The sequence below is a fragment of the Microbacterium sp. NPDC087591 genome, from assembly GCF_044743625.1.
Taxonomy (GTDB): Bacteria; Actinomycetota; Actinomycetes; order Actinomycetales; family Microbacteriaceae; genus Microbacterium.
Genome location: NZ_JBIUWU010000003.1, coordinates 134621 through 148639 on the forward strand (window position 1 = coordinate 134621; position 14019 = coordinate 148639).

The window sequence follows — 14019 nt, forward strand, 5'->3', positions numbered from 1 at the left end:
TCAGGGCCCTACCGCGTCGATGAAGGACCGTGCTCGTGCGGCCAGCGCGACGAGATCTCCCCCCGGAGATGTCGCGTCGCCGACGAGCGGACCGCCCACTCCGACGCCGAAGGCTCCGGCTGCGAGGTAGTCGCCGACGCTGGCGGGCGTCACTCCGCCGACCGGGATGATCCGGGCGTCGGGGAAAGGGTCGCGCACGGCGCGGATGAACCCGGGTCCCAGGGTCGCGGCCGGGAAGAGCTTGACGGCGGCGCTGCCCAGATCGAGGCCCCGCTGGATCTCCGTGGGCGTGTAGACCCCGGGCAGGATGCCGATGCGCTGCGCCACCGCGTAGGGGACGGAGTCGTTGAGGGTGGGGGTCACCAGGAACTGCGCGCCCGCGGAGACGGCTCGATCGACGTCGCGCTCGTCGAGCACGGTCCCGGCACCGATGAGCGCGTCGGAGGGGGCGTCCTGGACCAGCTGCGCGATCGCCTCCTCCGCATCGCGCAGGGTGAGGGCGATCTCGAGCGTGAGGATGCCGGCAGCCAGGAGCGTCCGCGCGGCGGCGACCGTCGCATCGACCTCCGTCCCCCGCAGGATCGCGACGATCCTGCTCGACTCCACCCGACGCTGGAGCTGCGCATTGTCGACCGTGCTCATCGCGTCACCTCCTCACCCGTCGCGCCGCGCTCCGCGTGGACGAGGGGCGGCGTACCGCCCCAGGGCAGAGCGGGAGTCCCGCCCACCTCCACCTCGACGCCGAGCAGAGCGCCGTCCGCTTCCGTGGGAGCAGCGAGCCCCACACTGGCCGTGGTGATCACCAGCAGCCGATCGACGAGAGCAACAGCTGTGGGGCGGGTCGCGGGGAGCGCGATGGTCTCCGCCAGCGCACCCTCCGGGGAGTAGCGGCGCACCTCCCCGGCATCCCAGACGGCCACCCAGAGCATGCCGTCCCGATCGATCGTCATCCCGTCGGGGTTGCCCCCATCGACCCGGCACACCGTGCGGCGGTTCGAGAGCCCGCCATCGGGCGCGACGTCGAACGCCTCGATGCTCCGGTGCGGCAGCGTGTCGATGTAGTACAGGGTGGATCCGCTGCGGTCGAACGTCAGACCGTTGGAGACGGTCACCCCCTGCAGCCGCTCCGTCGCCACGCCGCGGGCATCGAAGCTCCACAACGAGCAGTGCGGATCGCGGGGCATCGCCTGACTTCCCACCCAGAAGCGGCCGAAGGGATCCGCTGCCCCGTCGTTCATGTAGTCCCCCTCGCTCGCCACGCCGCTGGCGAGCGGCGAGACGACGCCGCTGTCGCTCACGTGCACGATCCCCTGATCGACGGCGACAGCCCAGCCCGCACCCGCGGCGACGAGAGGCACCGGAGCGCCGATCTGCGCGCCGACGACCACGGCCGTCTCCGGGATGACCTGTCCGTTCTCGAACCGGCCGCGGTGGAAAGCGCCCGTCGCCATGTCGATCCACGCCAGGGTGCCGTCCCGTCCGTCCCACCGCGGCGACTCCGCCTGGACGTAGCGAGCGTCGGAGAGGATCTCGACCGTGCGTGAGAGCGGGGAACGCGACATCGTTGACAGCTTTCATTGGTAGCGGATAACCGTTATGTGGCAGACTATCTCACAATATGCATAATACTTGCGAAAAGTGCGAACCGACGATGCGGAAGCAGGGAAAGTAGCCCATGGCTCTCAAACTCCACGGCCTGATGCCGATTCTGGCAACCCCGTTCGACAGTACGGGCGCCCTCGATCGCGCGGGGCTCCGACGGCTGGTCGAGTTCGAACTCGCCTCCGGCGTCGACGGCGTCGCCGTCTTCGGGATGGCGAGCGAGGGCTTCGCCCTGACGACCGAGGAGCGCAGGACGATCCTCAGTGACGTGGTCGAGGTCGTCGAAGGCCGCGTGCCCGTCATCGCCGGCGTCAACGGCACCTCGACGGCCACCTCGATCGAGCAGGCGCAGCTCGCACAGGACGGCGGCGCCGACGCCCTGATGGTCCTCCCGCCCTTCATGGTGAAGCCGCCGGCGGCCTCCCTCATCGACTTCTACGGGGACGTCGCGGATGCCACGGCGCTGTCGGTCATGGTCCAGGACGCCCCCGGCGTCACCGGCGTCGCCATGACCCCTGCGCTCATCGCCGAGCTCGCCCTCCTCGACGGCGTCGACTCGGTCAAGGTCGAGTCCCCGCCCACCGCCCCCAAGGTCGGCGCCGTGGTGGATGCGATCACCGACCCTGCATTCGCCGTGCTCGGCGGCCAGAACGCCCAGTTCTGCCTGGAGGAGTACGCGCGGGGCGCCGTGGGCACGATGCCGGCGTGCGAGTTCCCCGACCTGCTCGGCCCGGTCCTCGCGGACTTCGTCGCGGGGCGCGTCGAGGAGGCGCGCGCCGCATTCCGTCGTATGCTCCCTCTCGTGCTGATCGGACTGCAGGGCGGCATCGCATGGGCGGTGCACAAGGAGATCCTGGTAGCGCGCGGCATCATCGAGCACGCCACGGTCCGCTACCCCGCTGCTCGCCTCGACGCCGGCAGCCGCGCAGCCGTGCACGTTGTCCTCGAAGAGCTCGCCCTCCCTCCGCTCCCGCTCGCGGTGCGCGCATGACCGGTCGCGGCGTGCTGCTGATCGGCGGCAGCTCCGACATCGGGATCGCGATCGCGCGTGCCTTCGTCGACGCCGGCGACCGGGTCGTCGGCGTCGGGATCGAGGAGAGCAGCGACCCGGTCTTCACGCAGTACCTCACCGCCGACTGCAGTGTGCCGGAGACTGCGGACCTCACCGTCGCGGATGCCGTGCGCTCTCTGGGCGGCATCGACGTGGTCGTGCTCGCCGCGGGCCGCATGCCGATCGCTCGGGCCGAGGCGACGAGCGACGACGACTGGCGCGGTGCGTTCGGCGCGACGCTGGACTCGGCGTTCTTCGTGGCACGCGCCGCTCTCCCCCACCTCGCGGCCGGCTCCTCGATCGTCGCGGTGACCTCGGTCAACGCGACACTCGCCGCCCCCGCCCTCGCCGCCTATGCGGCCGCCAAGGCGGGCGTGGAAGGCCTCGTGCGGCAGCTCGCTCTCGACTACGGCCCCCGCGGCATCCGGGTGAACGCGGTGCAGCCCGGCAGCATCTCGGCGACGGACACCGGCGAGACCGAGGGGTATCCCCTCGGCAGGATCGGACGCCCGGAGGAGGTCGCCGCGGTCGTGGCGTTCCTCGCCTCCGAGGCCGCGTCGTTCGTCACCGGCACGTCGCTCGCGGTGGACGGCGGCCTGTCCATCTCATCGCCCGCTGCCTGGCTCAAGCCGGTGCTGCGCGAGCGCTGGCTCTGACCTCACCCCGCTCTGGCACCAAGAAGGCCGCGTCCTGAGGACGCGGCCTTCTTCGTCGATGCGGCGACTCAGGTGTTCGAGTCGAGCAGCCCCTGCACTTCCTTCTTCAGGGCGTTGAGCCCGGACTGCACGTCGACCTGCCCGGCGAGGATCGTGGCGACGCCGCCGCCGATCGCTGCGTCGATCTGTGCCGTGACGGCCACGCGGTCCCACGCGGCTCCCCTGGCGTGCTCGGAGATCTCGGTGCGGAAAGACTGCTGGAACGTGTCGGCCGCCAGCGCGGGGATCTGATCGGCCACGCTCTTGGCCGCCGGGGCCACGGCCGAGTTCTCGTACAGGGCGGTCGCGGCCTCGACATTGGTCGCCGCGTAGAGGATGAAGTCGCGACTCGTGAGCTCGCCCTCGCCGGCACTCGCGAACAGTCCGCTGCCCCATGCCCGGTTGAACGAGTCCTTGCCTCCGGAGGTCGGCCGCGAGATCGCACCGATGTTGTCGATGATGTTCTGCGCCGCACCGTTCGTCTTCACGAAGGTCGATGCGAGAGGCGCGTCGTCGTAGATCGCCGCTCGTCCGCTCGCGAACAGGATGCGCGCATCGCTGCGGGCGACGTTGGTCTGGGTCAGCCCCGCGTCCTGCAGAGACTTGTACCAGGTGATGGCCTCGACGCTCTCGGCGTCTCCGATGGTGCAGGTGAAGTCATCCGTGACGACATCGCTTCCGAAGCCCCACATCCAGTGCACGGCGTCCTTGAGGTCGGGGTTCTTCGTGACCGCGGCGTACGGGATCAACGAGGAGTCCTGCTTCTTGATCTTCTCGAGCGCCGTGGCGAACTTCTCCACGCTCATGCCCGAGGTGATGCCGACGCTCTCGGCGATCTCGCCGTTGGTGATCATGCCGATGCCGGCCGCCGTCAACGGGAGCACCAGCAGCTTGCCGTCCATCGTGTACGAGTCGAGCACGCCCTGCGGGATACCCAGCCCCTTCGCGAGATCGGTGAGGTCGGCCAGCACGTTCATCGGCGTGAGCACCTGCCATCCGCCGGACTGCCCGACGCCGAGCAGCTTGCCGGAGCGCCCGGTGAGGGCGAGCTGGGTGGCGGCCTGGTCGTAGGGGTAGATCACGGGCGCGACCGTCACCCCCGCCTGGGCCGAGAACCCGTCGAGGATCCCCTGCCATGCGGACTTGAGCGCCTCCTCGCCGAGCGAGTTGCCGTAGAAGTTGATGGTCTTGGCCTTGGTCGCGGCGTTCGCGCCGGCGCCGACGCCCGTCGCGGTCGGCGTGGCACAGCCGGTGAGGGCGAGCAGGCCGAACGCGGCCAGTGCGCTGCCGCCGCCGAGGAAGGCCCGGCGACTCAGCTGCGAGTTCGAGAGGTTCATGGAGACTGCTCCTTCGTGATGTGGGGGACGTGCATTCGGGCGGCGCATCGCTACCCCTTGACGGCTCCGGCGGCGAGGCCGGAGACGAAGTAGCGCTGCAGGAGGATGAAGATGAGGACGAGCGGCAGCGACGTGATCAGAGACGCCGCCATGAGCGCCGGCCAGTCGGCCGTGCCCTCGCGGATAAACGCCTGGGTGAGGCCGGCCGGAAGCGTCTGCTTGTCGGGCCCGGCCAGCGTCAGCGCGAAGAGCAGATCGCTCCAGCCGCGCATGAAGGCGAACATCCCCGCGGTGATGAGACCGGGAACCACGAGCGGGAAGACGATGCGGAACATGGTTCCCGTGCGCGAGAGGCCGTCGACCTTCGCCGCCTCGAGGATGTCATCGGGAAGGGCGTCGATGATGCCCTTCAGCAGGAACACCGCGAGCGGCAGTGTGAACGTCGTGAACGAGATGATCAGCGCCGTGTATGTGTACAGCAGCCCGGCGGAGCTCAGCATCAGGTACAGGGAGATGAGCAGCAGCGCCCCGGGGATCAGCTGGCCGATCAGGAACATGAACATGATGGCGTTGCGACCGCGGTAGCGGAACTTCGACAGCGAGTACGCCATGAGTCCGCCCACCAGCACCGCCAGCACGGCCGTGCCTGTCGACACGATCACGCTGTTGAGGAGGTTCTTGAGCAGGGCGTCGTTCTGGAAGAACCCGACGAAGTTCTCGATGGTCGGATCGACAGGGAAGAACGGGCGGTCCAGCGCGAAGACGTCCTCCTTCTTGGTGAAGGCGGTCGCGGTCAACCAGTAGATGGGGAGCAGACCGAACAGCGCGAGCAGCAGGAGCAGGACGCGGCCGGGGATGGACAGGTGCGGGCGGATGATCGACTCGCCGATGTCGCGACTACGGCGCATCACTTCTCCAGTCGTCGGTTGAGGAGCAGATAACCGCTCGAGATGATCGCGAGCAGGACGAGCCAGAGGGCGCCCATCGCGGAGGCCTTGCCGAGCTCGTAGCTGCCGAACGCGAGGTGGTAGAGGCTGACAGCGAGAGTGGTGGTCGAGTTGCCCGGCCCGCCGCCGGTCATGACGAAGATCGTGTCGAAGTTGCCGAAGTTGTAGATGAACTCGAGCACCGCCACGAGCGTGACAGGACCGGCGATGTGCGGGAGGGAGATGTAGCGGAAGCGCTGCACCCTGGTCGCGCCGTCGATGGTCGCGGCCTCGATCTGCTCGCTGGGCAGCGTCTGCAGCACCGCGAGGGCGACGACCATGATCCAGGGGAAGGAGTGCCACGTCTTCGCGATCACGACGGCGGCCATGGCGCCGACGGGCTGTCCCAGCAGGCTGACCTCCGGGAGCCCGAACGTGGACAGCACGTGGTTGACGACGCCGTAGCTGTCGTTGAAGATCCACGCCCACAGGAACGACACGACGACACCGGGGAGCAGCCAGGGCAGCATCAATGCGCCGCGCAGGATGTTCCTGCCGCGCATCCGCGCATTGAGCAGGATCGCGAGAGCGACGCCGAGCACGAGCGGGAAGACCGTCGAGAGCGAGGCGAACACGAGGGTGGTCCCGAGGCGTGCGAAGAACTCGTCCCAGATCGCCACGTAGTTGTCGAGGCCGACGAACGTGCGCTCGGGGCGCAGCAGCGATTGGTCGTAGAGGCTCGTTCCGATGCTCGACACGAGGGGGAAGATCGCGATCACGAGGAACAACAGGACCGCGGGAAGTGCGATCATGAATCCGAAGGTGCGATCCTTCGCACCCAGCGTGGAACGACGCCCGGAGCGTGGCTCGACCTGCTCGCGAATCGCAGGCCGCTCGAGGGTGGCTTGTGGCATTGCATTCACTTTCCGAAGAGGGAAGACCCCGCGTGGGGCCCTGCACGTCGTCGTCGCAGTCGTCGGCGGTGACGTGCGCTTAGTCAACCACAATGCGGATGCGAAATCCACAAAATGCATAAGACACCCACATTTGTGTTGCTCCGCATCATTTCTCTCATTAGGATGACTGGCAGCGGTGACGAGCCGCAGCGTCGCACGAGCGGCGGCAGAGTGGAGGAGCAGGCGCGATGGCATCCGAATCCGTGGGCGGCACCCAGACGGTCGAACGGGCGATGTCCCTGCTCGCCTGCTTCACCGAGGAGTCCGGAGAACTCCGCGTCTCGGAGCTGTGCACCCTGACCGGCCTCGGCCAGTCCACCGTCTCGCGCATGATGTCGGCGCTCGACCGCATGAAGTTCGTGGTGCAGGACGGCCGCACCGGTCTCTACCGCCTCGGCCCGGCCGCCGTCTCGCTGGGTACGATCGCGATCAACGGCTCGCCCATCTTCCGCGCCTCGCGCCAGATCGCCCAGAACCTCGCGCGCAAGATCGAGATCGGCGTCAACGTCGCCGAGCTCAGTGGATTCACCTTCACCTACCTCTGCAACTTCGAGGGCGCACTCGCGCCGAAGTCCTTCGCGATGGCCGGCCGCACCGGCCCTCTGCACGCCACGGGCCTCGGCAAGGCGCTGCTGTCCGGCATGCCCAGCGCCACGGTCGACGAGTACTTCGCGCAGACGCCCCAGCGGTTCACCCCTCACACGATCGTCGACCGCGACGCCATGGAGGTCGCGCTGGAGGAGACCCGCAGCCGCGGGTACGCGACCGAGATCGAAGAACTCGCCTTCGGTCGCGCGTGCATCGCCGCTCCGATCCACAACCGTGCCGGCGAGATCGTCGCCGGCCTCTCGGCGAGCGGCCCACTGTCGGTGCTCGACCTGCATGCTCCCCACCAGGAGCTCGCCCTGCAGCTCATCGAGGCAGCAGACGAGATCTCCGTCGCCCTCGGCTACAGCCCCTCCCGCACCGCGAGCTCGTTCGCGACCCTCTGAGCGCCCTGCCGCGGCGCACGCGGCACCTCGACCACACTGCCGCGGCATCGGCCGTCGGCAGCCCGCCCCGCTCTGCCTTTGGAGACCCTTGTGAGAATCGCGCGCGTACAGACCTTCCCGCTCTACCTCTCGAAGGAGGACGCCGATAACTCCTACGCCGGCGACACCGCCGTCGAGCACCGCGGCTATGTCATCCGACCACCGTGGCGCAGCCTCTACTCCCCCGGCTACGAGACCCTGCTGGTGAAGATCGAGACCGATGACGGCCTCGTCGGATGGGGTGAGGCGCTCGCACCGGTCGCTCCCGTGGTCGCGGCCGCCATCGTCGACAACCTGCTCACCCCGCTGATCCTCGGAGAGGACCCGCGCTCGGTGCGCACCCTCTGGCACCGGATGTCGGAGTCGATGCGCGAGCGCGGACACCTCACCGGTCACCAGGCCGATGCCATGGCCGCGGTCGACATCGCGCTCTGGGACCTGTGGGGCCACGCGACCGGACTCTCGGTGTCCGAGCTGGCGGGCGGACGCTTCACCGAGGTGCTGCCCACCTACGTCTCCGGCATCCGCGGCGTCGACGACGCCGAGCGGGCCGACAAGGCGGCGGAACTGGTCGATGCCGGCGTCCGGCGCATCAAGCTGCACCTCGGCGTGGACATCCGCACCGACCTCGCGACCTACGACGCGATCCGCGCCGTGCACCCCGACCTGGACCTCGCGCTCGACGCGCACTGGACCTACCGCCTAGGCGAGGCCAAGACGCTCGGCCGCGAGCTCGACGACCGGCACGCGTGGTTCTTCGAGGCGCCGCTCGCGCCGGAGGACGTCGAGGGTCACCGCGACCTCGCCGCCTCGCTCTCCACGCCCGTCGCGATCGGTGAGGCGATGCGGAGCCGCTTCGAGTTCACCGACTGGCTCACCCGTCGCGCCGTCGGCCTCACACAGCCCGACATCGGGCGCACCGGCATCACCGAAGGGCTCGCGATCGCCGCGGTGTCCGATGCGTTCCACGTGCCTGTCGCCCCGCACCACTCGGCGGCGTTCGGCATCGCGATGGCGGCGGGAGTGCACGTGGCGGCGAGCGCCACGTCGCTGCTCGCCTTCGAGTACCAGCCGTTCACACTGCCGGTCGCCAACCGGCTGCTCACCGCTCCGCTGGAAGTGCAGCCCGACGGCGGCTTCCTGGTGCCGACCGGCCCCGGCCTGGGCGTCACGGTCGACGAGGCCGCCATCCAGGAGTACGTGCGGCACTGAGCGTCCCTCCCGCTTCACCGACGAACGGGTGGGCGGGGCCGGATCCCTCCGGCCCCGCCCACCCGTTTCGTGTTCTGCCGTGCGGCGCCGGTCAGTCGCCGACGCGCACGAACTGTGCGGCACTGACCCGGTGGATGCTGGTGTTGCGCACCTCGAGCCGCACCGTGCCGACCGCGTCGGCGTCATAGCGGTAGGTGCCGAGCGAGCGCCAGGCGCCTGCACCCTCCGTCTGGTTCACGATGACCTCGGTGTCTCCGCTCTTGTGCGTGACGATGTACGCGGCAGAGGTCGTCGTGGTGGCGTTCGTCGGATACCAGACCGAGACACGGTACAGCCCCGCCTGGGGAAGGTCCGCGTTCCAGGTCACCGTGCTGCCCACCGAGTCGTTGTCGCTGTAGCGCGTGCGGGTGCCGTTCCAGCCCGACAGCCCGCTGGGGTACCAGTTCCCGGCCTCGAGATAGCCGGGCCAGGGCGACTGGGTGTGCGTGATCACCCCCTCATCGGCGATGCGGACCAGCACCCCGCGGCGCAGCGTCTGGTCGAGTCTCGCCTCGAATCGGGTCGACGAGCCGGGCGCGACGCCGGAGCCGGCCGTCACGGTCCACGTGTGAGTGAGGTCGGATCGAGGCGGCACCGTGATGGTGACGCTCTGCGGACCCGCGCTCCAGCCGGTGGTGCCGTAGAGCGCCAGCGTGCCCTGCAACGGGGTGACACCGGTGTTGATGACCACCGCGGTCAGCTTGGCGACGGCTCCGGGTCCGCTGACGATCGCGGTGTCCGTCGACAGCGACACCAGCCGACGTCGGTCGATGACGTCGATCGTCGCCGCCCTGAGCGTGACGGCCGGCTCCCCGGGGATCGTCAGCGCTCCCTTCACCTCCACCTCGCCGAGCGTCGCGGCAGCGGCGATCACGACCGCGGCTTCCACTCTGCTCGTGGCCCCCGCGGCGACGGAGACCGCAGGCACGGCGCCGTCGAGCTGCCATCCGCCGGGGAGACTGAGAGCGACCGTGCCGGCGATCGCCTCATCCGTTGCGTTGCGCACCTCGATCACGAGCGGGACGCGGTCGCCCGCGGTGCCGGTGGCCTGCGCCACCACGTCTCCGGCGATGGCGCTGTTCTGGCCGCTGATCCTGGCGGGCACCCGCAGGGTGGCCTCCGAGGTCGTCGTCCCGCCGGTGGTGATGGTGTAGCGGAAGGTCGCGGTCACATCATCGACCGGGATCGTCCACTCATAGGGGTAGGCCTTGGCCGGCGCCTGCTGCACCGCGTGGTCGCCGATCCGGTAGCTGAGCGTGGCCGTCTGCTCCGTGTCGATCTGCACATAGGCGTCGTAGCCCTCACCGTCGGGGCGGACCAGCAGCATCCCGCGCGCCAGGCCGTAGTCGGTCGCCGGATCGGTGTCGACCTCGTGGAACGTGTCGGGACCATGATCGACGATGTCGTCCGAGGGCAGCGCCGGCTTCTGCACCTCCACATCGCGCACGATGAGCGCGAGCAGCCCGCGTGCCGGCACGGTGACCGTGACCCGACCGTCGTGCGCGGTCTGCGTGGAGCGGCTGCCATCGGCGGCGACCACCTCGACGGACGGCGCCGCGCTGCGCGGCAGCCCGGTCAGGTCGCTCGAGAGATCCACCACCACCTGCTGCGCGCTGGCTGCGGAGTTGGTGAGGCTGACGTAGAGGGAGTCGTTCCCCGTTCCGGCGAGCCAGTTGATCAGGGGGTTGTCGAGTGCGATCAATCCAGCCGGAAAGTACGGCCACACGCCGTCCTCACCGAAGAACGTGCCAGGGGCATGACCGTAGGCGAAGAACTTGAAGTACGCGAAGTCGGCCTCGAACACATGGGGGAAGTCGATGCTGCCCGCGCTGCGGTAGAAGCTCTCGCTGATCAGATAGTCCATCGCGAGCCCCAGCTGGGCGGGAGCGTGATGGAAGTAGTACCCGGTGATGCCGACCGGGCCGCTCGTGGCGAAGTCCGGCTTCATGTGCGCCACCTGGAACTGACGTCCGTAGTAGCCGGGATACGTCGTGAAGCGCCCGATCACCATGTTGTGCGCGACATCGGCGATCAGCGCGTCACCCGTGTGATGCGCCAGGCGCAGCAGCGCGCCGGCCCAGCACGGATTGAACACGTATCCCCCGCCGGGGTTGGCCAGCGTGCTGAGCCCGAGCTTGAAGGACGACAGCGCCTCGAAGGTGAGCCCCGATGGTGACACGTACCAGGCGGGCACGGTCTCGGTCGGAACGGTCGTGGTGGGGTAGCCGGGCAGCGAGCTGCGCGACTCCCAGTCGTACTGCTGCGTGATCACGGGACCGGACGGCACGGTGACGTTCTCATCCGGCACCGGTCGCACCGTGGTCTGCGTGAGGAAGCGCTGCACCTCGCGGTACGCCCCCTCGAGGAACTCATCCTCACCGGTGATCTCGAACAGCTCCAGCAGATCGACCCAATACTTCGAGAAGCTGTAGGCGAATCCGCCGGGAGGTTGCCCGTTGCCGCGGTACGGGGTGAGGATCTGCTCCTGCACATAGCGGGAGCCGATGAGCTTCGCCTCGGCGAGGTAGGCGGGATCGCCCGTGGCCCGATAGGTCGCCAGGGCGTTCGCGAACGGCGCCCTGCTCTGCCCCACCGTGCCGGCCTTGGTCGCCTGCACCGCGAGGCGCTGGATACCGGCGTTCCGGCCGTGTGTGAGTTGATACAGGGCCGTCAGGTTCACCGCATCCGTGGGGATGCGCCCGATCCGGTACTGCGTGGTGTCGTTGTAGACCGGACTGCCGATCACGGGCGAGTGCCCGATCCCCTTGCGCGACACCTGGTACTCGATGAGCGGACGAGCCCGTCGATCGTAGAGCGTGCTGTCCGCCGTGCCGGTGAGATAGTGCGCGGAGAGCACCACTCCGCTGGCCGCGGTGCGGACCGCATCCTCGTTCTCGACGTCGACGAACCCCTTCGCCCTGTTCCACCATCCGGAATACGAGGGGATGTAGTCGACGGAGTCGTCGCCGTCCGGCTCGACCGCGATCAGCTCGGCCATGGCGTGCACGGCATCGGTCAGCGACCGGTCGTAGACGTTGTGGCGATACGCCGTGAGCCCGTACTCGCCCCGGCACAGCTGCGTGTACGTGCCGTAGAGGGTGTCGGCACTGGCCGCCAGCCCGAAGGCGAAACCCCGCTGCTGCCCCACGGTCATCGTGGTCCGCAGCCCCGGCTGCGGGGAGTACATGCAGGGAACGATGTCGAGGCTGTCGTTGCGCAGGCTCATGCCGTACGGCTGCCGATCCGACATCAGCTGGCGTTCGTGCACGAACTCCGCGACCTCGGCCGGCAGGTAGACGCCGGAGGTGACGGGCACGTTCCCCACGGCATACTGCGTCAAGGCCATCGGCGCGAAGAGCTCCCACGCGCCGAGGGGCGCGGAACCGTCGAGCACCGAGAGCGCATGCTGATACGACCCGCAGAGCACCTCGTCGAGGTCGTCGAGCGCCTTCGCATCCTGGCTCTGGTACCCGACGATGTAGTCGCCCGCGGTCTTGGCCGTGATGACGTAGTGCGCCTCCGGATTCGGGCCCTCCAGGCGCCACCGGACGACGAGGTCGAAGTCATCCGTGCTCGTGCGCAGCTCGATCGCCTGCGCGCCCAGCACCTGATGCGAGGTGAAGCCCAGCCAGCTCGGCTGCAGGGGCCCGTAGAGCTCCGGGGCACTGCCGGCGGGGAGCGTGCCTTCGAAGACGATCCACTGCTCGTCGAAGCGGTGGGCGGGATCGGTCAGCAGGAGCCATCCGCCGTCGTGGGCGACCTCGAGGTCACGGAAGATCGTCTCCCCGCCGTCCCACTGAGCGCGATAGAAGGTCATCCGATGGTTCTCTCCCACCAGCTGCGCGATCTGCGACAGCGCCAGGTTCGGCATCGCGAGGCGGCGCAGAGCATCGGGGTATGCCCCCGGGGTCGTGGTGGTCGCCGAGGCCGATGGAGCGGCACCGAACGGCGCCCCCACCACCGGCGGGAGAACTCCGGCGATCACGAGCATCCGCAGCACCGACCGTCGGCTCCACAGCAGGGAGCCATCATCGGGTTCGGCATTCGTCGTTGAATCCATGATGCACATAATGCAATGAGTATGCGAACATGTCAATGGACCGCCCTACGATCCGCACGCCACCGGTAGCGTCGTCAGGCAGGCACACCGCACCGAAGGATGTCACACGATGGCCCAGGACCGACCCGAGGAGATGACCGAGTACTCCCTCGGCACCCTGATGACCGCACCCCCGGCGCCTGCGGGCCCGGGAGACTTCGACGACTTCTGGCGCGCAACGTTCGCCGAGTTCGGCACGGGCACGGTCACCTGGCACCGCACCCGCGACCTGGAGGCCACCGACACGCATCACGCCTGCGAGATCCGCTTCGACTCGTCGGCCGACGAGCAGGCGGTCGCCTACCTCCTGACTCCGCGCTCGCCGTCGTCCGTCCGGCGCGGGCTCGTCGTCGGACACGGGTACGGCGGACGCAGCGGCCCCGACCTCGACCGCGTGCCCGCCGACACCGTGGCCATCTTCCCCTGCGCTCCCGGCACACATGCGGGAACCCCCAGCCGCTTCCCCGCCGCTCCCGACGAGCACGTGCTCGCCGGCATCTCGCACCGCGACACCTACTCGCACCGGTTCGCGGCGGCGGACATCTGGCGGGCCGCCACGGTGCTACTCGACATCGCCCCCTCCGCATCCGGCGCGTTGGACTTCAACGGGGGGAGCTTCGGCGGCGGGATCGGCGCAATGGCGCTCCCCTGGGACGCTCGCTTCCGACGCGCCGTGCTGGACGTGCCGAGCTTCGGCGACCACTCGACCCGCCTCACCCGGCACTGCACGGGAAGCGGCGAAGCCGTGCGCCAGCACCTCCGGTCTCGCCCCGAGGACCGCACGACCCTGGACTACCACGACGCCGCGACCGCGGCTCGTCGACTGCAGATCCCCACCCTCGTCGTCGCCGCCCTCCTCGACCCTGCGGTCGACCCCCGCGGACAGTTCGCGGTGCATCACGCACTCGCCGGCCCGCGACGACTCGGTGTCCGCGCGGCAGGGCACCTCGACAGCCCCGCAGGGGTCCTGTCGGATCGGCTCGCGCTGCAGGCCGGCATCGACTTCCTCGCGCTGCCGGACGACCGGCTCGCCTGAGCACCGTCGCCGGCGCTCGATCGACTTCGGTGAGC

11 protein-coding genes are annotated in these 14019 nt (G+C 69.2%); 5 read left to right on the top strand and 6 right to left on the bottom strand.

Annotated features, from left to right (window positions below; all coding sequences use genetic code 11):
- Both ACIOVG_RS15180 and ACIOVG_RS15185 read right to left on the bottom strand, forming a co-directional pair.
- Complete coding sequence (locus tag ACIOVG_RS15180; RefSeq protein ID WP_400875163.1) at positions 1-642, bottom strand: bifunctional 4-hydroxy-2-oxoglutarate aldolase/2-dehydro-3-deoxy-phosphogluconate aldolase; 642 nt, start codon at positions 640-642, stop codon at positions 1-3.
- Entirely contained in the window at positions 639-1562 is a 924-nt protein-coding gene (locus ACIOVG_RS15185) for an SMP-30/gluconolactonase/LRE family protein (RefSeq protein WP_400875166.1), read from the bottom strand. The genes ACIOVG_RS15180 and ACIOVG_RS15185 overlap by 4 nt, the downstream gene beginning before the upstream one ends.
- 113 nt (positions 1563-1675) lie before the next feature.
- Between ACIOVG_RS15185 and ACIOVG_RS15190 the strand changes: the two genes are divergently transcribed.
- Positions 1676-2593 (top strand): dihydrodipicolinate synthase family protein, encoded by a 918-nt coding sequence (locus tag ACIOVG_RS15190; protein ID WP_400875169.1) that lies wholly within the window; start codon positions 1676-1678, stop codon positions 2591-2593.
- Positions 2590-3309 carry an SDR family NAD(P)-dependent oxidoreductase gene (locus ACIOVG_RS15195; RefSeq protein WP_400875172.1) on the top strand — a complete coding sequence of 240 codons (720 nt, stop codon included), beginning with the start codon at positions 2590-2592 and terminating at the stop codon, positions 3307-3309. Before ACIOVG_RS15190 ends, ACIOVG_RS15195 begins: the two co-directional genes overlap by 4 nt.
- A 68-nt stretch (positions 3310-3377) precedes the next feature.
- Here the strand turns inward: ACIOVG_RS15195 and ACIOVG_RS15200 are convergent, their stop codons facing one another.
- Genes ACIOVG_RS15200 through ACIOVG_RS15210 form a run of 3 tightly spaced genes read right to left on the bottom strand, consistent with a single transcriptional unit; the run spans position 3378 to position 6423 of the window.
- Entirely contained in the window at positions 3378-4685 is a 1308-nt protein-coding gene (locus ACIOVG_RS15200) for an ABC transporter substrate-binding protein (protein WP_400875174.1), read from the bottom strand.
- Positions 4686-4735: 50 nt separating this feature from the next.
- Entirely contained in the window at positions 4736-5593 is an 858-nt protein-coding gene (locus ACIOVG_RS15205) for a carbohydrate ABC transporter permease (protein ID WP_400875177.1), read from the bottom strand.
- On the bottom strand, positions 5593-6423 hold the full coding sequence (locus tag ACIOVG_RS15210; protein ID WP_400875180.1) for a carbohydrate ABC transporter permease: 831 nt from the start codon (positions 6421-6423) through the stop codon (positions 5593-5595). The genes ACIOVG_RS15205 and ACIOVG_RS15210 overlap by 1 nt, the downstream gene beginning before the upstream one ends.
- 332 nt (positions 6424-6755) lie before the next feature.
- On the opposite strand from ACIOVG_RS15210, the gene ACIOVG_RS15215 reads away from it, so the two are divergent.
- Both ACIOVG_RS15215 and ACIOVG_RS15220 read left to right on the top strand, forming a co-directional pair.
- Positions 6756-7559 (top strand): IclR family transcriptional regulator, encoded by an 804-nt coding sequence (locus ACIOVG_RS15215; protein WP_400875182.1) that lies wholly within the window; start codon positions 6756-6758, stop codon positions 7557-7559.
- Between the two features lie 90 nt (positions 7560-7649).
- Positions 7650-8810 (top strand): mandelate racemase/muconate lactonizing enzyme family protein, encoded by a 1161-nt coding sequence (locus tag ACIOVG_RS15220; protein ID WP_400875185.1) that lies wholly within the window; start codon positions 7650-7652, stop codon positions 8808-8810.
- 91 nt (positions 8811-8901) lie between these two features.
- Here ACIOVG_RS15220 and ACIOVG_RS15225 read toward each other — a convergent pair whose 3' ends face one another.
- The gene (locus ACIOVG_RS15225) at positions 8902-12909 is read right to left on the bottom strand and encodes a hypothetical protein (RefSeq protein ID WP_400875188.1); all 4008 of its coding nucleotides are present in this window, start codon (positions 12907-12909) and stop codon (positions 8902-8904) included.
- A gap of 109 nt (positions 12910-13018) precedes the next feature.
- Here ACIOVG_RS15225 and ACIOVG_RS15230 point away from each other — a divergent pair, with 109 nt between their 5' ends.
- Positions 13019-13984 (top strand): acetylxylan esterase, encoded by a 966-nt coding sequence (locus ACIOVG_RS15230; protein WP_400875191.1) that lies wholly within the window; start codon positions 13019-13021, stop codon positions 13982-13984.
- Positions 13985-14019: the final 35 nt, after the last annotated feature.

Excerpts from the sequence above, each read along its gene's own strand:
- ACIOVG_RS15180 (WP_400875163.1), bottom strand. The coding sequence starts at position 642 with ATGAGCACGGTCGACAATGCGCAGCTCCAGCGTCGGGTGGAGTCGAGC.
- ACIOVG_RS15185 (WP_400875166.1), bottom strand. The coding sequence starts at position 1,562 with ATGTCGCGTTCCCCGCTCTCACGCACGGTCGAGATCCTCTCCGACGCT.
- ACIOVG_RS15190 (WP_400875169.1), top strand. The coding sequence starts at position 1,676 with ATGGCTCTCAAACTCCACGGCCTGATGCCGATTCTGGCAACCCCGTTC.
- ACIOVG_RS15195 (WP_400875172.1), top strand. The coding sequence starts at position 2,590 with ATGACCGGTCGCGGCGTGCTGCTGATCGGCGGCAGCTCCGACATCGGG.
- ACIOVG_RS15200 (WP_400875174.1), bottom strand. The coding sequence starts at position 4,685 with ATGAACCTCTCGAACTCGCAGCTGAGTCGCCGGGCCTTCCTCGGCGGC.
- ACIOVG_RS15205 (WP_400875177.1), bottom strand. The coding sequence starts at position 5,593 with ATGCGCCGTAGTCGCGACATCGGCGAGTCGATCATCCGCCCGCACCTG.
- ACIOVG_RS15210 (WP_400875180.1), bottom strand. The coding sequence starts at position 6,423 with ATGATCGCACTTCCCGCGGTCCTGTTGTTCCTCGTGATCGCGATCTTC.
- ACIOVG_RS15215 (WP_400875182.1), top strand. The coding sequence starts at position 6,756 with ATGGCATCCGAATCCGTGGGCGGCACCCAGACGGTCGAACGGGCGATG.
- ACIOVG_RS15225 (WP_400875188.1), bottom strand. The coding sequence starts at position 12,909 with ATGGATTCAACGACGAATGCCGAACCCGATGATGGCTCCCTGCTGTGG.
- ACIOVG_RS15230 (WP_400875191.1), top strand. The coding sequence starts at position 13,019 with ATGGCCCAGGACCGACCCGAGGAGATGACCGAGTACTCCCTCGGCACC.